21 protein-coding genes are annotated in these 21,240 nt (G+C 42.0%); 11 read left to right on the top strand and 10 right to left on the bottom strand.

The annotated features are described in order from the left end of the window. Positions 1-11: 11 nt before the first annotated feature. The 7 genes from J2128_RS09045 to J2128_RS09015 all read left to right on the top strand — a co-directional run bounded on the left by J2128_RS09045 (position 12) and on the right by J2128_RS09015 (position 6,950). The gene (locus tag J2128_RS09045) at positions 12-1,337 is read left to right on the top strand and encodes an FAD-dependent oxidoreductase (RefSeq protein WP_209690798.1); all 1,326 of its coding nucleotides are present in this window, start codon (positions 12-14) and stop codon (positions 1,335-1,337) included. A gap of 50 nt (positions 1,338-1,387) precedes the next feature. Then, a complete protein-coding gene (locus tag J2128_RS09040; protein ID WP_209690797.1) occupies positions 1,388-2,803 on the top strand; it encodes a DHA2 family efflux MFS transporter permease subunit in 1,416 nt (471 codons plus the stop codon). Positions 2,804-2,878: 75 nt separating this feature from the next. Then, positions 2,879-3,589, top strand: a complete 711-nt coding sequence (locus J2128_RS09035; RefSeq protein WP_209690796.1) for a glycosyltransferase family 2 protein — start codon at positions 2,879-2,881, stop codon at positions 3,587-3,589. 181 nt (positions 3,590-3,770) lie between these two features. Beyond that, positions 3,771-4,550 (top strand): hypothetical protein, encoded by a 780-nt coding sequence (locus J2128_RS09030; RefSeq protein ID WP_209690795.1) that lies wholly within the window; start codon positions 3,771-3,773, stop codon positions 4,548-4,550. A gap of 229 nt (positions 4,551-4,779) precedes the next feature. Continuing rightward, complete coding sequence (locus J2128_RS09025) at positions 4,780-5,496, top strand: hypothetical protein (RefSeq protein ID WP_209690794.1); 717 nt, start codon at positions 4,780-4,782, stop codon at positions 5,494-5,496. Between the two features lie 15 nt (positions 5,497-5,511). Next, the gene (locus tag J2128_RS09020) at positions 5,512-6,291 is read left to right on the top strand and encodes a PepSY domain-containing protein (protein ID WP_209690793.1); all 780 of its coding nucleotides are present in this window, start codon (positions 5,512-5,514) and stop codon (positions 6,289-6,291) included. 158 nt (positions 6,292-6,449) lie between these two features. Beyond that, positions 6,450-6,950 (top strand): winged helix-turn-helix domain-containing protein, encoded by a 501-nt coding sequence (locus tag J2128_RS09015; RefSeq protein WP_209690792.1) that lies wholly within the window; start codon positions 6,450-6,452, stop codon positions 6,948-6,950. A gap of 124 nt (positions 6,951-7,074) precedes the next feature. Here the strand turns inward: J2128_RS09015 and J2128_RS09010 are convergent, their stop codons facing one another. Next, positions 7,075-7,953 (bottom strand): pyridoxamine kinase, encoded by an 879-nt coding sequence (locus tag J2128_RS09010; RefSeq protein ID WP_209690791.1) that lies wholly within the window; start codon positions 7,951-7,953, stop codon positions 7,075-7,077. Positions 7,954-8,172: 219 nt separating this feature from the next. Here J2128_RS09010 and J2128_RS09005 point away from each other — a divergent pair, with 219 nt between their 5' ends. Both J2128_RS09005 and J2128_RS09000 read left to right on the top strand, forming a co-directional pair. Further along, positions 8,173-8,721 carry a ferredoxin domain-containing protein gene (locus J2128_RS09005; RefSeq protein WP_209690790.1) on the top strand — a complete coding sequence of 183 codons (549 nt, stop codon included), beginning with the start codon at positions 8,173-8,175 and terminating at the stop codon, positions 8,719-8,721. Positions 8,722-8,762: 41 nt separating this feature from the next. Then, positions 8,763-9,857: a GHMP kinase gene (locus J2128_RS09000; protein ID WP_209690789.1), complete on the top strand. Its 1,095-nt coding sequence runs from the start codon at positions 8,763-8,765 to the stop codon at positions 9,855-9,857. Between the two features lie 59 nt (positions 9,858-9,916). Here J2128_RS09000 and glmS read toward each other — a convergent pair whose 3' ends face one another. From glmS to J2128_RS08960, 8 genes are all read right to left on the bottom strand, one after another. Next, a complete protein-coding gene (gene glmS, locus J2128_RS08995) occupies positions 9,917-11,656 on the bottom strand; it encodes a glutamine--fructose-6-phosphate transaminase (isomerizing) (protein ID WP_209690788.1) in 1,740 nt (579 codons plus the stop codon). 26 nt (positions 11,657-11,682) lie between these two features. Continuing rightward, a complete protein-coding gene (locus tag J2128_RS08990; RefSeq protein WP_209690787.1) occupies positions 11,683-12,834 on the bottom strand; it encodes a sugar phosphate nucleotidyltransferase in 1,152 nt (383 codons plus the stop codon). Between the two features lie 15 nt (positions 12,835-12,849). After that, complete coding sequence (gene glmU, locus J2128_RS08985) at positions 12,850-14,052, bottom strand: bifunctional sugar-1-phosphate nucleotidylyltransferase/acetyltransferase (RefSeq protein ID WP_209690786.1); 1,203 nt, start codon at positions 14,050-14,052, stop codon at positions 12,850-12,852. Positions 14,053-14,068: 16 nt separating this feature from the next. Then, on the bottom strand, positions 14,069-15,334 hold the full coding sequence (locus J2128_RS08980) for a phosphopentomutase/phosphoglucosamine mutase (RefSeq protein ID WP_209690785.1): 1,266 nt from the start codon (positions 15,332-15,334) through the stop codon (positions 14,069-14,071). A 96-nt stretch (positions 15,335-15,430) separates the two neighbouring features. Then, positions 15,431-16,039, bottom strand: a complete 609-nt coding sequence (locus J2128_RS08975) for a hypothetical protein (RefSeq protein WP_209690784.1) — start codon at positions 16,037-16,039, stop codon at positions 15,431-15,433. A 14-nt stretch (positions 16,040-16,053) separates the two neighbouring features. Continuing rightward, complete coding sequence (locus J2128_RS08970) at positions 16,054-16,656, bottom strand: cyclase family protein (RefSeq protein WP_209690783.1); 603 nt, start codon at positions 16,654-16,656, stop codon at positions 16,054-16,056. Between the two features lie 26 nt (positions 16,657-16,682). Further along, the gene (locus J2128_RS08965; RefSeq protein WP_209690782.1) at positions 16,683-17,798 is read right to left on the bottom strand and encodes a SufD family Fe-S cluster assembly protein; all 1,116 of its coding nucleotides are present in this window, start codon (positions 17,796-17,798) and stop codon (positions 16,683-16,685) included. After that, positions 17,783-18,514: an ABC transporter ATP-binding protein gene (locus J2128_RS08960; protein WP_209690781.1), complete on the bottom strand. Its 732-nt coding sequence runs from the start codon at positions 18,512-18,514 to the stop codon at positions 17,783-17,785. The genes J2128_RS08965 and J2128_RS08960 overlap by 16 nt, the downstream gene beginning before the upstream one ends. A gap of 187 nt (positions 18,515-18,701) precedes the next feature. Here J2128_RS08960 and J2128_RS08955 point away from each other — a divergent pair, with 187 nt between their 5' ends. Beyond that, on the top strand, positions 18,702-18,863 hold the full coding sequence (locus J2128_RS08955) for a hypothetical protein (RefSeq protein WP_209690780.1): 162 nt from the start codon (positions 18,702-18,704) through the stop codon (positions 18,861-18,863). Positions 18,864-18,925: 62 nt separating this feature from the next. Here J2128_RS08955 and J2128_RS08950 read toward each other — a convergent pair whose 3' ends face one another. After that, entirely contained in the window at positions 18,926-19,915 is a 990-nt protein-coding gene (locus tag J2128_RS08950; protein ID WP_209690779.1) for a phosphoribulokinase, read from the bottom strand. Between the two features lie 200 nt (positions 19,916-20,115). Between J2128_RS08950 and J2128_RS08945 the strand changes: the two genes are divergently transcribed. After that, positions 20,116-21,210, top strand: coding sequence for a radical SAM protein (locus tag J2128_RS08945; RefSeq protein WP_209690778.1), 1,095 nt, complete (start codon positions 20,116-20,118; stop codon positions 21,208-21,210). Positions 21,211-21,240 lie beyond the last annotated feature (30 nt).

The raw sequence follows: 21,240 nt of genomic DNA, 5'->3' as shown, positions 1-21,240 counted from the left end.
CAATTAATACTGTGAAGACTGCAATACTTGGCGGCGGCCTTACGGGAATTGCACTCGCCCGGATGCTGAACGAACACGGAGAAGACGTAACGGTTTTTGAAAAAGAGGATAAAACGGGGGGATTGTGCCGTTCAAACACTGAAGACGGCTTTACTTTTGATACGGGCGGCTCCCATATCATATTCAGCCGTGACAAGGAAGTAAACGACTTCATGTGTGATGTTCTGGGTGAAAACAAGGACAAAAGGAACAGAAATACCAAGATCTTTTTTAAAGGAAGATATGTAAAATACCCTTTTGAAAACGGTCTTTACCAACTCCCGCCCGAAGACCGCTTCTTCTGCATCAACGAGTTTGTAAAAAACCTGATAGCCCTTGAAAAGGGGGAGTTAAAGGAGCCTGAAAACTTTAAGGAATGGATATACCACACATTCGGCAAAGGAATAGCAGAGTCCTACATGGTTCCGTACAACGAAAAGATATGGAACTTTCCGGCAGACAAAATGTCGATGCACTGGGTCGACGGCCGTATACCAAGACCCCCCGTAGAAGATATAATCAAGTCTGCAATTGGAATAGAGACTGAAGGGTATACCCACCAGTCAGTATTCACTTACCCTGTATACGGCGGCATAGAAGCCCTTACAGACGCTTTAAAAGAGCCTGTTTCAGGCAGGATTATTACCGGTTTTCCGGTCACCTCGGTCAAAAGGACTGACAGGGGTTTTCTTGTCGGAAACGGTAAAGATGAATACCTATTTGACAAAGTCATCTCAACACTGCCACCGGAGACTCTCATAAAATGCCTGCAAAACGTCCCTCAAAATGTTTCCGGGGCGTGCACAAACCTGAAATACAACTCCATTGCCTGTGTTGGAATCGGTGTTAAAGGAAGCCTTAACGATATATCCTGGCTTTATATCCCGCAGAAAGAGCCTGGAAAGTTCAACAGGATATCATTCCCGTCAAATTATTCGACTGAGGTCGCACCTAAAGGATGCTCGTCTGTTCTTGCGGAAATAACGTATAATGAAGGCGATGAAGTCTCAAAAATGTCCGATCAGGACCTTATCAGGCACGTAACCGGGGGTCTTGAAGATATGGGAATTATTAATGAGAACAACGAGGTTGTATATTCACGCGTCTTCAGGTTTGAGTATGCTTATGTTGTCTACGATCTCGACTACCTGATAAATGTCAGAATTATGAAGGATTACGTGAATTCCGAAGGAATAGACCTTGTCGGGAGATTTTCGGAATTTGAATATATCAATATGGACGGGTGCATCAGGCACGTCCTTGATTACGTGAAAAAAAACTTTCCAGACGCCCGTTAATCCTGAAAAAAGAGCATAAATTTTTATAGATACTCCTGTTTTATCTATAAATGAAAATATCGGGAAGAACCGGAAAAAGTCCGGCCCTTATCCTTCTGGTCGTTGGAACAGGGTTATTTATGGACGGACTTGACGGGGCGATAGTAAATATATCCCTCCCGCAGATTGCGGAAGGCTTCAGCTCCGGTCTTGGTATGGCCTCACTTGTCCTGACCATATATCTTGCTGCATTAAGCAGCCTCATGATAATATTTGCAAAATCGCTGTACTTCCTCGGGACAAAAAAAGTCTACATCTCAGGTCTCGCTCTTTTTACAGTGTCCTCGTTTCTCTGTACATTGTCATGGGATATTGAGTCACTGATTTTATTCAGGGCACTCCAGGGAGCAGGTGCCGCTATGATTGCACCTTCCGCAATAGCCGCCGTCGCAATCCATGTCGGTGAATCCAAAAGGGCAAGATCATTCGGGATAATTGCGGCAGTAGCATCTCTTGCGTATACAATAGGTCCGGTCGTGGGAGGACTTCTCACTGAATACCTCAACTGGCACTGGATTTTTCTTATTAACATACCCATAGGAACAGCAGGAATCCTTCTTGCAGCATACCTGCTTCCGGCCGACAAAACAGAGATATTTGACAGACAAAAATTTGATTATACAGGTTCCTGCCTCTTCTTCGTTGCCATGAACCTGTTCATCCTGCCTCTTGGATTTTTGGGATCTTCTCAGGCAGGTCTCCTAAAACCGGTATTTCTTACTGCATTGTCTGCCATATTGTTCATAATATTTGCATTTGCCGAGACTAAAGCATTAGATCCGGTCATAGATTTTTCAATGTTTAAAAACAGAGACTTCTCATATTCAACGGTTGCATATACTCTGGTGATGCTTATATACGGCGGTCTTTTCCTTATTCTCCCGTTTTATCTGGAAGATATCCTTGGAAAAAGCACAGGTCAGGCAGGACTTTACCTCCTTATACCTTCCTTTTTAATAACTGTATTAAGTCCTGTGAGCGGGTACTTTGCAGACAAAAAAGGTGAAAGAATTATTTCCGTTATATCATCTGTCGTGTTTACGGCGTCTTTTGCAATAATCCTTCTTACATTCAGCCAAAACAGTATATTCTGGTTAATTTTCGCCCTTATTATTACCGGTATCGGGTGCGGGTCTTTTTTGAGCGCAGGTTCAAGCAGAATAATAGAGCACTCAGCCGAAGACAAAAAGGAGATGGCTTCAGGAATCATGAGCACTTCCATATACCTGGGAACAGCCCTCGGAACTTCTCTTTTTGCAGCCATATTTGAATTTTTTTCCGGAGGGGTCGCGCAGTCGGCAACGGTCACCTCAAATGCCACATTTATGAAAGGATTCAATGCAGCTGTATTTGCCGGTCTTTTGTTCTGTATAATTATCGTTTTAACATCTTATATGGCAAAAGACAAAAAGTCCGCCACAAACTAAGGAAACATCTTTTTTTCACGGGAAGCAGTTATCAGAATAATTAATCCGTATTAAAGGACAACTGAATTAGAACAAATGTCTCCAAAAATTTCAGTTGTCATCCCGGCATTCAACGAAGAGGAAAACATCACACCCTGCCTAAAATCACTTTGCAGCCAGACAATTCCAAGAGACGAATATGAGCTGATTGTGGTCGACGGAAATTCCAAGGACAAGACCAGAGAATATGCAAAAGAACTTGCAGATACTGTAATTATCCAGACAAGCAGTCGGGTGGGCGGTGCAAGAAACGACGGTGTTGCTCTTGCAAAGGCAGACATTGTAGCAACAACTGACGCAGACTGCATAATTCCCCAAAACTGGCTTGAATTAACTCTTAAGGCATTTGAAAAGGACGAAAAAATCGTCCAGCTGTACGGAACGGTTTATCCTCTTGAACCGGGCATTAAATTCAGGTTTTACCTTGCCCTTGCAAATATATTTTCAAGGCTTGGGTATTATACGCATACACTATATTATACTCTGGGGTGCAACACGGCCTTTAAAAAAGAGGTTTTTGAAAAGATACGCGGGTATAAATGCATAGACGCCGGAGACGACCTCGAAATAGCCCAGAGAATGAGAAAAATTGGTAAAGTGAAGCTTGACCCGAAAGTAAAGGTTAAGTTTTCGATGCGAAGATACGTCCAGTTCGGGACTCTGAGATCGCTTTACATCTGGCTATATATCGTTTTGAGGGGCGGGGAGTCGGACAAATACACATACGCCGGTAAAGTGTACAAATAAGATTTCAGATACTGCTTTTTAAATATTCATGAAGACCCCCCAAAAGGAATCCAGTTGGCAATAAAAGATATTTCATTTCGTTTTTTACCGAACAATTTCGCAATATATTAACTCCGCGGCCTTCAAAGAAATATTACCAAAAGAAGAAATAATCTATTAGTATTCCAAGGTTGGATGCAGGATGAGTCTGAAACTTTCAGGACAAGTAAAATGGTTCGTTGTAATTTCAGCGGTTATTACAATAGTTCTGGTAAATATTCTAATACTGACTGCTCAGGACAACAACCAATATAATTCTGAGCCGCTCAGCAGGCCGGAATGGTTTGCACCATATGGTCTGATTATTGAAGATGAAGATGTTATTTTTCCGGTTATCACATATGACAACACTTCAGGCAGTTTCATTGTCGTCAACCAGGAGAAATGCAACATACCTGTATATGTCGAAAATTTATTCAGTAAAGACCTGTCTGACCCGGATAACCGGGAAAATCTGTGGTATACTCCGAACATATCCATCAAGAACAATAAACTGGGAATAGACTACCTGATATACGACGGTACAGGCGTCGACTGCGGATATGCCGAATTTAATGTGACATTAAAGGCATACGAGATAAAATCGAACTGCATTGATGCAGGCAACGTTATTACAGGCCCTGATATTGACTATGACGACGGGTTAACCGTTTATACAGGCAGAATAAATGTTTCAGACCTGAAAAACGGAGAATACAGGGAATACAGAATTATTTCAGACTTGTTCATGCCGAATTCCAAAAAATCCTATCTGCTTGAACTAACAGTACACAGTCCCGAAGAGTTCACTGATACAGGAAACATATTTCACAAAATAGAGGACTTATGCCCGGAATGCGAAAGTTACTCATATCAAAAGTCAGACGTCAATTTGATATTAAATGCAAGCGACGGGTTTAATATGCCATGCGGCTGCTGGTAATTATTTACATCTGAATTGCTTAAATTAGAGACATTTAAATAACGCATTTTTAGTTTAATTTGTGTATGTAATATACATCATAGTATTTACCATTATGATTAACTATCCAGATATATTATATGACAAATTCGGGAATTTACGAACAATCTCTTTATATTTTTTATATATATACCTACATAATTTCGAATTACTTCTAAGACCTTGAAATAGGTCTTAAGGAGGGGCAATTATGAAAAGAATGATATTACTAATTGGCTTAATTGCAATGATTGTATGTTCAGCAAGTGCATACAGGACAGACAACTTTGACTTTTCAATAAATGGGGATTTGATTACAACACCAACAGCTAACGAAGCCAAAATGGATCAAATTGAAATGGGTTATTCTCCATCATATTCGCAAACAAATGCGGTAGCCTACGATGCCTATGCTAAATTTAAATATGATTCGATTTTTTTCTTTAATGGTCACGGATTATCATATTCAGACGGGACAAAAGGAGGAGGAATTAAATTTTCAGACGAATCATGGATTTTAGGGAAATATGATAATTCACATAATCCCGGGAGTAGCAGATACTTCATTGACGGGTATAATTCAAATGACATTGATGATTCACTACTAGCTGTCTACATTTCTTGCTATTCATCATATACAAATCAATATAATGGGAATATCGCTAGTATAAGCAAAGACAAAGGAGTTGACATGAGTATCGGATTTACTGGTGAAATTGAAACAAATAATGGCAAATGTTGGTCCGAAAATTTCTGGGAACGTACAAAAAATGGTGAAACTGTATCTAATGCGATATCAAATGCCAAAGACGACTGTTTCTGGTGTATTCCAATTGGATACCATGGAATAGATACATATAAAGCATATGTTGAAAATGGCAGAAATTTAAATGTTTGTCTTACCCCTGCAAGACAAGGAACGATCTAGGTGGAGTGAGAACTAATGAAGAAAACAGTTATAATAATTAGTATTATTTGTCTACTGTCAATGATTGCAGCTACATCCGCAATATACACCAAAACACCAATAGGAATTAATTCCGCAGAAATAAATGCTACCAATTTCATTGATAATTCAAACACTGATATAGAGTACCTGTATGAACAAAACTATGACATTGGAGAATACTATGTATTTAAAACAGGAAACGGGCAGATTTATGTAAATAAATACTCAGGCCTAGTTGAACGTGCATCATTCAGCAATGCTAAAGAAACATCAAAGAAGGTTCTTATAGACTCTTCTGAATCTATAAAAATAGGCGAAGAATACGCAAAAGAAAAGTACAATGGTTTTGAGAAGATGAATATGAAAATAACATATTCAGAGCTTCTTGATCATGCCGATGCTGGTTATGAATATTCATATGTCTGGAGAGAGAGCCTTAATGGTGTATTTACACCAAATTCAGTCGCAATAGATATAAACCCAGAGTCCGGAGAAATAACATCCTATATTGGTATTCACCGCGAAATTAATTGTAATACTGAACCAAAAGTTTCTGAGGATAAGGCAATAACAATCGCAAAAGAACAATTTCCTCAGATTAAAATTAAAGAACAGAATTGTTACCTGTCTATAGAATATACTAAAGCAGATACTCAAACATTAACATGGGTAATCTATTTAGAAGGAGAGCCAGTTAATGATACTCCTTATGGAGGATTAGTTATAATTAATGCAATAACAGGAGAAGTAATTTTAGAAAGTCCTCTATGCTAGAGATTAATTGAAACAATTTATTAAAAAAATTTAATTTTTAAATTAACCCTCTTTTAAATATAACTCACAAAATAGATTATATAAATTTAAAATATACTTATTAAGTGCAGAACGAACGACCATTGACTGAAGACGGTTTTGCAGGAATATTCTGAAACATGGATAACTTGAATGAGATTAAACTAAGTAAAGAAGACCTTTTTGCTTTATCTTCAGATGTCAGGGCATCCTTATTAAAATTAATTGATAAAAAATCATACACACTTACAGAACTCTCATATGAACTGGGATTATCAAAATCAACAGTTCATCAACACATTGCTCAACTAATTCATTCAGAATTTATTGAAGCTGATGAAAGCCGGAAATGGCATCCATATACACTTACTATAAAAGCTAAACGCATACTTCATCCAGATAACAGATATAAAATAATTTTATTGCTTGGAGCTACATTTTGCACAGCAGCGTTTGGAGGAATAATGATTAGTATTTATTTTAAAGGCTTTATGTATCAGGGGTCTGCCCATATACAGAAAGATCCTCTATTCTTTTTAATTGGAGAATCATTGCTCTTTGTTACACTGTATTTATTGTACAGAGCCTTTAGTATACTTAAAACAGACAATAATTCTTATCAAAAGGAGGATAAATATTAGTTTTATACATCAGACATCTCATTAAAGATTTGTTTCATTTACAGGCGCAGAAAGAAGCATAACAATTACGTTTTAATTATTCAGCAGGAGGCATAAAATCTGTTTAGATTTGGTGTTATAGGTCTCATTTCACAAGTTCATAGCTGCTCATGACAACCGGCCCTTTAAGAGTGTCAAGAACGCGTTCGAGCATAACGCCTTCGCGTGCCGGGTTTCTGTGACCGAATGATGCCCTGATTGCAAGCGTCGTAAACTGAACTGCCCTGTCAAGCGCTATCGGGAGGCTGTCTCCCCTAAGGAGGCTCCCCACAAGAACGCTTGCAAAAGCGTCCCCTGTTCCGGGGTAATGAGTAGGAATATAGTCACATGAAACCTTCCAGAACCTCTCGTCATTTCTGTCATATGCAAGAACTGAGGTCCTGTCCTTTGAATTTACAAGAGGAACACTTGTAACGACGACAATATCAGGCCCCATATCTGCAAGTCGCGGGAGCCATGAACGGACGACAGTCTCGTTTATGGCATCAGAGTAGGGCTCATCCAGAAGCAAAGCTGCCTCTGTGATATTCGGGGTAATAAGGTCCGCATTCTTTATAAAAGACCGCATTTTAACAACCATGTCACCGGTAATAGGACCATACGTTACACCGTCGTCACCGAGAACAGGGTCTATTACAATAAGAGGACTGCACCTTTTCAAAGAGTCGATAAGCCTTAAAACTATATCCATCTGTCTTGAAGACCCTAAAAACCCGCTGTACACAGCATCGAAATCTATACCTAGTTCTATCCAGTGATCAACGCTTTTGTCCATGAACTCAGTTAAATCATGAAAAACGTAATTCTCAAAACCCGTGGTATGAGTGGATAAAACAGCCGTCGGAAGAGGGCATGCCTGGACCTCCATCGATGAGAGAATCGGAATAACCATCGTAAGCGAAGTGCGTCCGAAACCCGAAAGATCATGAACAGCCGCAACTCTTGGAACAGGATTTTTAATCATGTAAGTTACACCCGCGGTAATCCTTATCAGATCTGATATTTCATAGCAGAACTTTTTACGGTATCAGATATTCCCGCAGGCTGTCTAAAAGGTATTCTTTTTATATAGACAAAATCTTCAGTCAAAAATTATTCAGGCAATTCAGTTAAGTCCGCACTCATCCGCCGAGAAAAAAAGAAACGAATATTTTATCAGGTATTCACTACCAGATAAAAACAGATGTCTGACGAAGATGACGGCGTAATGATAGTCGCAAAGTTAATGGCGGTATCGGCACGCACTGCGCCCAAAGCAAAGGGCAGTGACGTTATCGCAGTCAGGATAGCATCAGGTGAAGATCTGAAACTGCTTGCCGAATCCATGATACAGTTCGGCAAAGAGAACAATCTGGGATTTTTCCTTCGTGACGCAGGATGCATTGAAAGATGTTCATGCTGCGTGATAATAGGGGCACAGGGAGACGGAAGTCTCAGTCTTAACTGCGGAGGATGCGGATTTTCCACATGCAAAGACATGCTTTCGGTACAGAGGAAAAGTGTCGGCAGATACCCGGCTTTTGACGGTCCTAACTGCATCGTCAGGCAGGCCGACCTCGGAATTGCCGTAGGATCTGCTGCAAAGACCGCATCTATGCATAACATTGACAACAGAATCATGTTCTCGGCAGGCGTAGGAGCACTGAAACTTGGCTGGCTCGAAAAGTGCACGGTTGCATATGCAATACCGCTGTCAGCCTCAGGTAAGAGCATTTTCTTTGACAGAAAATAAAGAAAGTAAATTACCGCTCTGTTTTTGACTTGGAGAATTTAATGTCCAAAATGATGATCCGAGGCGGAGACCTGGATCTTGTTGAATATGAATTTTCGCCTTTCTGCATAGGCGAGAACATAAAAACTCTTGGTATCGACAAAAGAAATTTTGCGCTGAAATCTGATAGAAATCCGGTTGAAGTTAAAGTTCCTGCAAGGATACACCTTTCAGTTCTTGATATGAACCGTTTCGCACCCGAACGGCCCGGAGGAGGCGGCCTGGGTTTTGCCATAAGCGTATACACAACGGCAGTCGTCGAATGTACTGATGAAAAGACAGAAATTGACTTTTCCAGGAAGCCTATTATAAAGCACTTTGTTGAGGTCTTCAAAAAAGTAACAGGCTACTCCGGGGGATTTAAAATATGCATAAGGTATCACGAAAAAAAGCATATCGGACTTGGCTCAACCGGATCGGTGATGCTTGCCGCGGGCCACGCCATGAACAGGGCTGTAGGAAACCCGCTTACATCAGAAGAAATCAGGCTTCTTATTGGCTGCAACTACGTCGAAGAGACAACAGACGGCAGGATAATTCGTGGATTTGAAACAGGAGTCGGCCCCGCTGCTGCAACATACGGCGGAATGGCTGTTATGGGTGATGACCTGACGCTTGTTTATCACAGTGTATTTGCCGAGAATGAAAATGTCTACATAATTATGCCACCGACAAGTGCAGACTCGGCCGGCGAAGAGGAGTTCAGGCTTCTTATGAACAGGGCAAGAGTACTTGATTACCGCGACAGGGAGCTTAAGGCGTACATGATATTAATGGACCTGATTCCTGCACTTAAAAAGAAGGACCTGAAAAAAATCGGAGATATAATGTGGGAGATAGATTTCAGGGGGTCCAAACGTGCCGAAGTCGAGCACAACTCTTTTGAAATATACCACTATATGAGCAGACTTAAGGAAACAGGGCTGGAATTTGTTGGCATGAGCTCAGTGGGACCTTCTATTGCAGTAATTACAAAAAAGGGAAGATGCGAAGTCGAAAAAATCGCAAAAGACATAGGACTTGAGATAGCCCTTGAAACAAAAACCGACAATGTCGGGATTAGGTTCATTGAAAATAGTCCGGATAAGGCTACATAAAACCGTATAAATGTATCAGGGTTCTTTAATAATCCCCAGATCATAATTTCTTTAACTTTTTAAATCACTGTCACACTTTTTGCAAGGTTTCTGGGTTTGTCAACGTCCCTTCCCAGAAGAACAGCCGTTTTGTACGCTAGCTCCTGAAGAATAACTGATGCAGTTACTATCTCACATATCCCGGAAGACTTCGGAAGCGGAATATAGATGTCGCAGATCTCTTCAAGGTCTATATCTCCTGCAGAACCTATTCCAATTACAGGTGCCCCTCTTGCCTTTATCTCCTTTATATTAGACATCATCACAGGATATGAGTCATCTCCGGTACATATTGCTATAACAGGTGTTTCACCGCATAAAAGTGAGAAAGGCCCGTGTTTAAGTTCTCCTGCGGGATAGCCTTCAGCATGGATATAAGTGATTTCTTTCATTTTAAGGGCGCCCTCAAGAGAAACGGGATAATAAACACCCCGGCCTACAAAAAACAGGCTGTTTGCACTTCTGCATATTTCTGCAGCAGGCTGTGCGTCAAACAAAAGAGCCTCCTCTATCAGGGGATGAATACCCAAAAGTTCTTTTTCAATGAAATTTTCTGAAAGGCACGAGACAATTTTCATGAGTACCGCAACCTGTGCAGTAAAGGACTTGGTTGCAGCAACACTGATTTCAGGTCCTGCACAGGTATACAGAACATGGTCCGCAATTCTTGTAACCGAACTTCCGGGTACGTTTGTTATGGCAAATGTTGTAAAATTCTCTTTTTTTGCGGATTTTAAAGCTGCAAGAGTATCGGCGGTTTCACCGGACTGTGTAACTGCAACCATAACTGAATCATGTAATGGCGTGAAATTTGAAAATTCCGAGGCTATCTCAACTCTCACCGGAATTTTGCAGTATTTTTCCATAAGATACCGAAAGATCATCCCTGCATGCCAGGAGGTCCCACAGGCGACGACAGTCACACAAGAAGCTTTCTTTAAATCAAGCATGGAACCCTCATCAATTTCGGATGAGAAGCTTTTATAAAATACATCAGGCTGCTCGAAGATCTCCTTTAACATGTAGTGATCAAAACCGCCTTTTTTTGCAGATTCAAAATCCCATTCCACAATCTTCGGAGACCTTTCAACAGGATTTTTTTCGTTGTACACCTGAATACCTGATTCCATTACGTCTGCGACGTCACCGTCCTCGAGGAATATCATCTTCCGGGCATATTCAAGAATAGGAGTCATATCAGAGGAGGCAATGACTTCACCGTCACCGACGCCGATTACAAGAGGGCTCATTTTTCTTGCCGCAATTATTCTTTTCTCACTCCCGCATATAACGAGAAGAGCATAAGACCCCTCAAGTTTTTCCGTTGCAAGGAATACAGCTTTAAGAAGGTCGCCTTTGTAATACTTCTCAACAAGATGAGCGACAACCTCACTGTCTGTTTCAGACAAAAAAATATGCCCCTCAGAGATCAAAAGGCGTTTTAATTCGATATAATTCTCAATAATGCCATTGTGGACAATTGCAATGTTTCCGGTGCAGTCGGTATGAGGATGGGCATTTACGTCATTAGGGACACCGTGCGTTGCCCAGCGTGTGTGCCCTATTCCTGCAAACCCGGACAGCTCTGATGCACAGTCACCAGAATCTGAGATCCTGCCCTGTCTTTTTATCATCTCTATCCCGCTGCATGAAGTGGCAACACCAAAAGAGTCATATCCCCTGTACTCGAGTTTTTTCAGTCCCTCAATAATAACAGGCGCAGCCCTTCTTCTTCCTACATAGCCGACTATTCCGCACATACTCTATTCCACCCGGTACAGCTTTATCATCTTACTATAGTATTATCAGGCAGGCTTCCTTCAATCACCCTGCCGGTCTCCACACGTGACATATTTCCGACTACACAGTGACTGTATACCGTAAAAGGAGCCGAATAAGTTCCTTCACCGATGACTGCACCAAATTCACCTTTTATGATTTTCCCGTCAGTTTCATTGAGATAAATTCCGGGAACAACCGAGGTATGATCAGAAAGTACCGAGCCTTCTCCGATTACCGCTTTTTCAACCTTTGAATGAGACCCTATTATGGAATCACTCATGATTACCGAATTTTCAACACAGGTAAAAGGCTCAACCCTGACTCTCGAACCAATTGAAGTATACGGCATTATACAGGTATTGGGACCGATATAGGAGTCTTCTCCGATTACCACAGGACCGATTATTACTGCAAAAGGGCTCACTTTTGACCCGCGGCCTATGGACACCTTTCCTGAAATAACCGAGTTGCGGCTTATTTCACCGGAAAGGAAATTTTTGGCATATTCCAAAGTTATTTTGTTCATAACCAGAAGGTCCCATGGATAAATAGCATCATGCCACCCGGCAGCTGCAATAGCTTTTATTTTCATTCCATGCTTTACCATACTGCTTATTGCATCAGGAATCTGGTAACCGGAGAGAAATTCAGTAAAGTCTCTTGACAACGAAAAAATGCCTGTACTCACAGTCATATCTCCTGAGACTTCAGGTTTTTCCACAATTTCCTTTACGAATCCATTTTCTGTCTCAACAACACCATAATTTGACGGATAAGGGTGTTTTGCGACAAGCATTGCATTTTTTTCGTTTTTTATCCGTGATATAGATTCTGCATCTATATAGTTGTCCCCGGGAAGAAGCAGAAAATCTCCTGAGATCATATCCTTTGCACACATAAGAGCGTCTGCTGCTCCCAGCTGTTTTTTCTGGACTGCAATCTTTACATTAATATCAAGATCATTGAGATACCTGATAAGCTGCTCATGCCTGTACCCTGCAACTATGATGATATCACGTATCCCGTTTTTGACAAGAGCTTCTATAACATAATCTATTATCGGGCGGTTTGCCACAGGAAGCATGACCTTAGGATGGCTGCGTGTCAGGGGCCTTAACCTGTATCCTTCTCCGCCTGCAAGAATTACTGCCTGCATTTTTAAAATTCACCTTCACCGGACAATTTTTGAATTGTCGCTTATAACTCCCTCAATACAGGAACCCGGTGAGGCAGTAACGCCGCTTCCGATTACGGTTCCGGTATTAACAGAACAGTTTATACCCAACTGTACGTTGTCCCCTACAACAGCACCGAATTTACGCCTTTTTGTATCTGTACCTGCAACCCTCACATTCTTTCTGTCATGGCGTAGGTTCGCAATCTTTGTGCCTGCTCCAAAATTGCAGCCCGAGCCTATGACGCTGTCTCCGACATAGTTAAAATGGGGTATTTTGGTGCCTCTGAATATCACTGAATTCTTTACCTCTACAGAATGACCGATATGACAGTTATCGCCAACTGATGTGCACCCGCGAATGTACGCGTGAGGACCGATATCGCAGTTCTCCCCTATTATGCAGTTGCCCTCGATATAAGTACCGGATTTTATGACACTTCCCTTTCCAAGGACAAGATTTCCACTGATACAGACACCGTTCTCGATTATGCCTGAAATATCATCCCTGATACTCTTCATAAGCGATTCATTTGCATCAACCAGATTCCACGGTTCCCCTATATCGCACCACGACGATATAATACATGAAGTAAGCCTCTGAGAACTGATATATTCGGACAGTGCATCCGTAAGCTCATATTCACCCCTCTCGGAAATGGAGATATTTTTCAGGATATCAAATATTTCCAAATCAAACAGGTAAATCCCGGCGTTAATAATATTTCCAGGCGGATTTTTTGACTTTTCATATATGCCTGAAACGGTTGTACCTTCTGATATGACAACACCAAAGTCCTCGGGATGACTGCTTTCAAAAGTTCCCACACAGGGCGCAGGATTTTTGCAAAAAATTTTTATATCATCAGTTTTCAGGATCATGTCACCGTTTAACAGGAGAAACCTTCCGGTTACAAGTCCTTGTGCTGCAAGAAGCGCATCAGCTGTTCCCATCTGGCGTCTCTGTGTTGTATATCTTATATTTACACCCAGGAAAGATCCGTCTTTAAAGTGGTTTCTTATCTCCTGCTCATGATACCCTACCACAAAAACAAAATCGGAAACACCTGCATCACGGACTGCAAGAACGAGATGCTCAAGCATAGGACGGTTCGCCACAGGAAGCATTACTTTCGGTCTTGAGGTTGTAAGAGGCCTCATCCTTTTCCCTTCTCCGGCTGCAAGAATTACGCATTCCATCGTGTTTATTACTCCTTTATTGCGACTGCTTATACCTTTTCCCTGCAGACTTCAAAAGAGAAAGACCTTTCTCCTCCATCTGCCTTGCAATACTAACTGTCTTCCCTTCAGCTGTAATTCTCACTTTCGGCTCCGTTCCGCTTGCCCGTACAAGACACCACCCGTCTTCTCCTTCAACCCTGATTCCGTCCGTAGGAATTTCCGCTCCCATTTCAAGAAGAACTCCCTGTGCATCTTTGCATGCATATGAACTCCTGAGAAGAGGATAATCAGGCATTTCATCAACAAGGGAAGAGATGCTGTTTTCAGATGCGATTTTACAGAAGAGGGCTGCTGCATATATTCCGTCAGGACAAAGTGAATGATTCGGAAAAACCCAGCTTCCGGAAGGTTCTCCGCCGAAATCACCCCACGAAATGAGTTCTTCCGAAACAAAAGAATCTCCCACCGGTGTCCTGTGAACGTCTGCCACCTCCTCTATTGCCATTGAGGCGTCCTGGGTTGTAACCACTTTTTTTGCATCCAGATATTCTGCAAAAAGAATAAGCATTTTATCCCCTCCGACAAATCTTCCCTTCTCGTCGAATGCCATAAACCTGTCCGCATCACCGTCATGAATAACAGCCCCACAGGAACCGGTTTTTTTAACCATATTGCTTATATAGGACAGATTTTTTTCAAGAGGTTCGGAAGGCCTCGGGAACCTGCCGCTTACGTTGCAGTTGATACAGTGCACCTTCACCCCCAGGTCCTTCAGAAGTATCGGTGTTATCATGCATCCGGCACCTCCGCCGCAGTCAACAACCATTTCCATATCTCCTGAAACCTGTACAGATCTAAGAATCGCCTCTTTATGCGGTTCAATAATATCAGTTGTTCTTATTACACCCTGTTTTTTCCAGTCACCGTGAACACCCCGAGACAGCATTTCTTCAGTTATCTCCTGCTGCTTTTTCGTGAATGCTGAACCGTCCGGATTTATAAGCTTCAGGCCGTTGTAATTTTCGGGATTGTGGGATGCAGTAACGCAGCAACCGGCGTCCCTTTCTTTTGCGGCATATGCAACAGTAGGGGTCGGTGCAATACCCCCGTCATACACTTCCGCACCTGAATAAACCGCACCTGACATAAAAGCGTCCTGAAGAATTTTTCCTGTTGTCCGTGTATCCCTTGCGGTAATAACAGAACCAAGGCCGCTTCCGACCACACAACCGACATCCAGTGATAGCATTAAAAATTCCCTGTCAAACAAACGTCTGATTCCAGATGAGCCGAAAAGCATAGTATCAATTCTCCTTCTGATATAAGATAAAAATTACCCGGTTCAAAAAACGTTGCACTGGTTATTATGATATCTGTTCCCCTCTTATCTTAGGAATTACTTTTTCCCGTAGGGACACCAGTGCTCATAATTTTTCATCACACATACACCGGCAGTAGAGGGACCTGTAAAAATAACCCTTTTTTTACCCAGATATTTTTCGGTAACTTCAAGCAGATCATTATCAAAAAGACCATCACCTGAAACAATTATTATATCCGCATCTTCAGGGGAGTCTACAGTCTGCCCCGGTATACTGCTCCAAAGCCCGGGAAGGTTTCCGTTAAGGTACACCTTTTTTCCTTTCAGCTGTTCCACAAGTTCTTTTAAGCAGTCGCCACATGATCCTTCGTCGCATGCTTTTGCAATTCTTGTAAAACACAGAAAATTTGAAAGGGTATTTATTATTGCGCATGCGGCAGTCCTCTGGACAGGGGATTTTAAGGGTCTCCCGTACATAAAAGAGACTTTGGTATTGACCTCAAGAGGATATGAAGTAACAATTTCACAGGATTTGCCCCCGTATTCGGTTACCAGGCATTCACCGTCCACATATGGACAAATCCTTTTACCAGGGGCCTTTTTTATGGAGACTGTGCCGTGATCGCACCCGCTGCCGGACAATTTTTTTTCAAGCTCATCAACTGCTTCAGACAAAATACTCATAAAACCACAACCTTTCATAAATCAGATAAAACCACCCTTGCAGGTGACCCGTCAAGACCTTTCAGTTTTAGCGGCAGGGCACAAAGCCTGTATACGCCTTCTTCGATAACGGAAAGGTCAAGAAGTTCGATTATTACAATATTGCTCTTTAAAAGAGCCCTGTGAACAGACCCGTCCCCGGAAAACGATTCCACAGACGGAGAGTCGATTCCCAGGAGAAATACACCCTGCTCAATCAGATATCCGGCAGCTTCGGAGGTTATATGGGTATAGCACTCCTCAAACTCCTTTTTGCCGGAGAAGGAAGTCTTTAAAAGTATACGCTTGGAACCCAGGAGCTTTCCCTTCAGGTCATATCTTCCTATGGAACCTTCAACTGATGTCAGGTCTATAACTCTTACCTCACCCATAAGAACTGCAGGAGGTATATTGTCGATAGTCATCGCCGTTTTGATGTAATGGGAAGGTGCGTCTATGTGCGTTCCGCTGTGAGTCGAGAAACATATCTCCGAAACTCTGTACCCGGAGTTTTCAATAGTTTTTATTTTAATCCCGGGGTCCCCGGGATATATCATTGTACTCTCTGAAAGAGCACGGGTTATGTCATGACAGGGCATATTAGTAAAAAAATAGAGTGATATGTTTAAAAGCCTGACTCTGCCGCGTCAATAGCCGCATCAATTTTACTCTGGAGAGACACGGGAAGGCCAATGACCTTGACATCCAGAAAACCACGGATAATAGTTGCCGTTGCCTCTTCCTCGCTCAGGCCGCGTGCCATAAGATACTCTATCTCGTCACGGGCAATTTTTCCTACAGCCGCCTCATGAGAAAGCTCGGTGTTTGTAAGACGGCCCTCTATCTCTGGGATTGCATGAATTGTTCCGTCCTTTAATATAAGTCCCTTGCACTCGATATGACCCTTGGTTTCAGGAGCCGCACCTACAATATGTGAGCGCGAGATTGCTTTTCCGCCGGTTGTAATCAGACGCGATATAAGCTCTGCACTTGTTCCTTCGGCGTTGAGTATGGCTTTCTGGCCCATATCAAGTTCAGAACCCTTCTGTGCAACCGCTATAGAATTAAACCTTGCAACGGCGTTTTTACCGACAAGGTCTGCAACAGGGTACATCTGGACATACCCGACAGGGTTCATGCTCACGTAATTGGAAAGAAATGTTCCGTTCTCCTCTACACGCGTGGAGCTTCTTGGAAGAACGCGTATATTCTCACCCCACGTATGAATCATAGTATTGCTGACAAGTGCATTTTTGCCGACGTACGTCTCGGTTATACCGTAATGAGTGCCTTTTTCCCGTCCTATGCTGCTTGTGCACCCTGTTATCAGGTGAAGTTCTGCGCCTTCTTCCGCAACAATAATATTATGGACAGTCTGCACCTCGGAGTTCTGCATGAACAGACATGACTGAAGCGGGAAGATGTTTTTGCTTCCCTTTTTTGCAATGACCGCAAATCCACGCGGACCATCTTTTTCTTCCCTTTCATGAACAAACTGCGTATATTCATCCTTGTCAGGCTTTACAAGACTCCAGAACATCTCTTTAAGCCAGTCATACTTTTCAAGGGCTATGTCAACGGGAAGCATCTCTATTCCCTCAACCTTTGAGAATGAATGATGGATATGCTGGTCCGTCTGTATGAAACTGCCTGACCGGTTCTTTTCATCCAGCTCAATGCCTGTCATTTCAAGGCGTTCTTTATCTGCGTCAGATATTGATGAAATCAGTTCTTCTGGCATCTTATGCACTCCCTGTATCCGCTTTCCTGAATAAGCTTTAAAATTTCACGCGGGTTGCCATGACACTTTATTTCTCCGTCACACAGCATATGTCCCGCATCAGCCTCAATATAATCCAGGATATACCCGGTGTGAGTAATTATAAGGCCGGATTTATGCCTGTCAACGATATGACGATCCTTATCTACCAGTTTTGCAATTGAACGACCTATAAGAGAAATATTCTCAAGGTCCACTCCGCTTTCAGGTTCATCAAGCATGACAAAATCAGGGTGCTGGACTAAAAGCTGCAAAACTTCGCTCCTTTTGATTTCTCCGCCTGAAAAACCGGCGTTGATGTCTCTTTCCAAAAAGTCGGCCATATGCATCTGCCCTGCAAATTTCCCAATTGTTTCCGGTGCATTGCCCGATATTGCACCAAGAAGTTTTCCGAGTTTAAGCCCTGAAATGGTAGGAGGCCTTTGAAACATCATCCCCATACCATATCTTGCCCTGTCATGGAGAGGGATGTCGGTTATGTCCTTGCCTTTGAAGAATATACTCCCGCCTGTTATCTTGTAATTTGAAAAACCCATTATCGAGCGGAGAAGCGTGGTCTTGCCCGATCCGTTGGGGCCCATAAGAACGTGCGTTTCACCATCCTTTATTTCAAGATCAATGCCATGAAGGACTTCCTTTCCTTCCACTTCCACATGCAGGTCTTCTACTTTAAGCATACGTCTCACACCATTATCGACTATTAATCTACAAATTAGGTAATATTTCAATATAGTGATGCCGGCTTTTGAACTGTTTCTTTAATATTTTTTTCTACGGCAATGCAGTCTGCCTGTTTATTGCATAAATATAACTTTCACGGCACGCGGAAAAGTGCAATATATCTGTTCACCAAATTCAGGAAATATGTCTGAAACTTTTGAGTATATTACAAGAAGAGCATCCGGGGAAAGACAAATAATACGAAAAAGCCAGTTTTCAAAAGATATATTCTATGTCAAAAATGCTTCAAAAGGAAATGATACGAAAAATCACCATAAAAATGGTGCAATTATAATCTGCATGTAAAATAGCCGCCGGAAGGCTCCAGGAATACCAGTGCCCGAAAATATGGGACTTACAGGTTCATGTCACAGTCTGCACCTGTCAGCTCCTGGCACATTAGGACCCATAGACATTCGTTTGTTGATTATCCTCCACGAAAGAAGAAGTTTTACAAGATCAACCGCATTAAAATACGGCTTCCCCGGGGATATCGGAATATCATTCGCATTTAACTGTTCCAAAATTCCTTTTTCAAGATTTCGGATGACATCATACTGAAATTCCCCGTCAAGAGACAATGCTCCGGATTTTTTTCCGTATTTTTTCGAATGACGAAATTCCATGCAGAAATCCCTGTCGTCAAGTGAATTTATTGCAAAAATATTGAAGTTGAGAGAGATCCTGCGCACAGTTTCGTCCATCTTCTCCTGGGATAAAGTGACCCTGTAGACATTTCGTGCATTCTGAAACCTTTTGCCATACACGGAGTCCGATATTTCAACAACCGCGTTTGCATATGAAACCTGGGGTTCTACATATTTTACGTAGTCGTCTTCGCGCATTTTAAGCTCTGAAATTACATCATTTTTGTCATATCCCCTTTCCTGGACGTCTCTTTTTATTTTCCAGTCATACTTGACATTTTTGTCGGGATTTACAAATATCGTGAAGTCCATGAGTCTCCGGAGAACGGGCGTTGAAAAAGAATGCAGGCCCTCAAATATGATGATCTTTGAAGGCTCAAAATAAACCGGAGAGTCCAGTTTTCCTGATTTGTGATTGTATACCGGCTTTTGTATCGCCTTTCCTGACTTCAGCATAAAGACGTGCTCTTCCAGGAGTGCCAGGTCATTCGCTTTAAAAGACAGGGGGGTAATGTTCTGCGCTGTTCTTTCTTCACGCCCAAGGATATGATAATCATCAAGAGTTATTGTAGATACAAGGTCTTCACCGAATATTTTTCTTACAGAATCGGTAAAAGTGGTTTTTCCGGAACCTGAATCTCCTGCGACTCCGATAGTAAATACGCAGGGCGACTCGCAGATAATATCCATAAAACTGTAATTTTTCCCCATAAAACATTCCTCTGCAAAAAAATGCATGAACTATAAGCAACTATAAGCCTGAATATTTTTGGATTTCTCCGGCTGCATAATTAAAGATAGACACCTGTTGTATTAAATTCTGCCAGTCCCACCCGGAACAGGGGGAGTGACATAACAGTTTCACACTGCACGCAGTTTTTTAAATACCGATTAACTCAAGACAGGAAATTATGTCTGAATTTCTGTCATCTTTTCTGCAGCTGAAAAGGGATGCTGTTTTTGATGAGACAGAAGACGGTTACGAACGCCTCGCAGAAAGCATATCCAAAAACAGTCTTGAAACAGATCACAGTTCCAAATCCAACAAATGCAGAATCTTAAAAACGCTGATTCACGGAGGGTGTGCTTATGACTGCGCCTACTGCAGGGTCTGCAAGAATAAAAATCCTGCGTCTGTTTCACCAAAAGACCTTGCGGAATATTTTCTCAAACAGAACAGGGATAATGTATACGACGGGATTTTTGTAAGTTCAGGCATTCTCGGAGACACGGACTCTATTATGCATGACATAATTGAAACAGGTGAAAGAATAAGAAAAGGCGGATTTGGGGGGTATATCCACCTGAAAATTCTACCTGGTGCATCACGGACGGATATCAGGGCAGCGGCTGACATCGCGACAAGAATCAGCCTGAATATTGAAACCACATCCAAATCGCATATGTCAGAGATATCATGCGTCAAGGACTATACATGCGACATTTCAAAGAGGCTTGACTGGATTGCATCAGAAGCACCCGGCAGGCACACAACACAGGTTGTTGTCGGTGCGGCGGATGAAAGCGACAAGGAAATTATCGAATGTATAAAGGGTCTTTACAGAAAAGTAAAACCTGCAAGAGTCTATTTTTCTCCGTTCAGGGCGCAGAAAAACACACCTCTTGAACTGAAGGAAAATACCCGGCAGTGGAGAGCAAACAGACTGTACCAGACCGATTACCTTATACGGAAATACAATTTCAGCCCGGATGAATTTTATCAGGTTCTGGATGACAACGACCTTCTTGAAAATATCGATCCAAAAATAAAACTCGCAGAAACAAAGGGAAGGACTGATATAAACACAGCAGGACTATATGAACTTATGCGGATTCCCGGAATAGGAAGAAAAAAGGCGCTTAAAATATGCGGTGAAAGAAAACATAAAACTCTTAACCCAAATGACCTTTCAAAACTGAACATTCCAAAAAAAAGAGCCATGCCATATATAACCTTTGAAAAAGACGGATATCAAAGCAGAATCTCTGATTTCAGGGATGCATGAGGATATATTTCCGGGCAGAAAGGTTCATTC

The organism is Methanomicrobium sp. W14 (genome assembly GCF_017875315.1).
In the GTDB taxonomy this organism is placed as follows: domain Archaea; phylum Halobacteriota; class Methanomicrobia; order Methanomicrobiales; family Methanomicrobiaceae; genus Methanomicrobium.
The sequence above is the reverse complement of the archived record's forward strand: the minus strand, read 5'-3'. Positions and strand labels throughout refer to the sequence as shown.

Coding starts and splice junctions, on each gene's coding strand:
- J2128_RS09035 (WP_209690796.1), top strand. CDS start 2,879: ATGTCTCCAAAAATTTCAGTTGTCATCCCGGCATTCAACGAAGAGGAA.
- J2128_RS09015 (WP_209690792.1), top strand. CDS start 6,450: ATGGATAACTTGAATGAGATTAAACTAAGTAAAGAAGACCTTTTTGCT.
- J2128_RS09040 (WP_209690797.1), top strand. CDS start 1,388: ATGAAAATATCGGGAAGAACCGGAAAAAGTCCGGCCCTTATCCTTCTG.
- J2128_RS08970 (WP_209690783.1), bottom strand. CDS start 16,656: ATGCCCTGTCATGACATAACCCGTGCTCTTTCAGAGAGTACAATGATA.
- J2128_RS08990 (WP_209690787.1), bottom strand. CDS start 12,834: ATGCAGGCAGTAATTCTTGCAGGCGGAGAAGGATACAGGTTAAGGCCC.
- J2128_RS08945 (WP_209690778.1), top strand. CDS start 20,116: ATGTCTGAATTTCTGTCATCTTTTCTGCAGCTGAAAAGGGATGCTGTT.
- J2128_RS08965 (WP_209690782.1), bottom strand. CDS start 17,798: ATGCCAGAAGAACTGATTTCATCAATATCTGACGCAGATAAAGAACGC.
- glmU (WP_209690786.1), bottom strand. CDS start 14,052: ATGGAATGCGTAATTCTTGCAGCCGGAGAAGGGAAAAGGATGAGGCCT.
- J2128_RS09030 (WP_209690795.1), top strand. CDS start 3,771: ATGAGTCTGAAACTTTCAGGACAAGTAAAATGGTTCGTTGTAATTTCA.
- J2128_RS09005 (WP_209690790.1), top strand. CDS start 8,173: ATGTCTGACGAAGATGACGGCGTAATGATAGTCGCAAAGTTAATGGCG.
- J2128_RS09010 (WP_209690791.1), bottom strand. CDS start 7,953: ATGATTAAAAATCCTGTTCCAAGAGTTGCGGCTGTTCATGATCTTTCG.
- J2128_RS09025 (WP_209690794.1), top strand. CDS start 4,780: ATGAAAAGAATGATATTACTAATTGGCTTAATTGCAATGATTGTATGT.
- J2128_RS08950 (WP_209690779.1), bottom strand. CDS start 19,915: ATGGGGAAAAATTACAGTTTTATGGATATTATCTGCGAGTCGCCCTGC.
- J2128_RS08980 (WP_209690785.1), bottom strand. CDS start 15,334: ATGCTTTTCGGCTCATCTGGAATCAGACGTTTGTTTGACAGGGAATTT.
- J2128_RS09000 (WP_209690789.1), top strand. CDS start 8,763: ATGTCCAAAATGATGATCCGAGGCGGAGACCTGGATCTTGTTGAATAT.
- glmS (WP_209690788.1), bottom strand. CDS start 11,656: ATGTGCGGAATAGTCGGCTATGTAGGAAGAAGAAGGGCTGCGCCTGTT.
- J2128_RS08960 (WP_209690781.1), bottom strand. CDS start 18,514: ATGCTTAAAGTAGAAGACCTGCATGTGGAAGTGGAAGGAAAGGAAGTC.
- J2128_RS08975 (WP_209690784.1), bottom strand. CDS start 16,039: ATGAGTATTTTGTCTGAAGCAGTTGATGAGCTTGAAAAAAAATTGTCC.
- J2128_RS09020 (WP_209690793.1), top strand. CDS start 5,512: ATGAAGAAAACAGTTATAATAATTAGTATTATTTGTCTACTGTCAATG.
- J2128_RS08955 (WP_209690780.1), top strand. CDS start 18,702: ATGTCTGAAACTTTTGAGTATATTACAAGAAGAGCATCCGGGGAAAGA.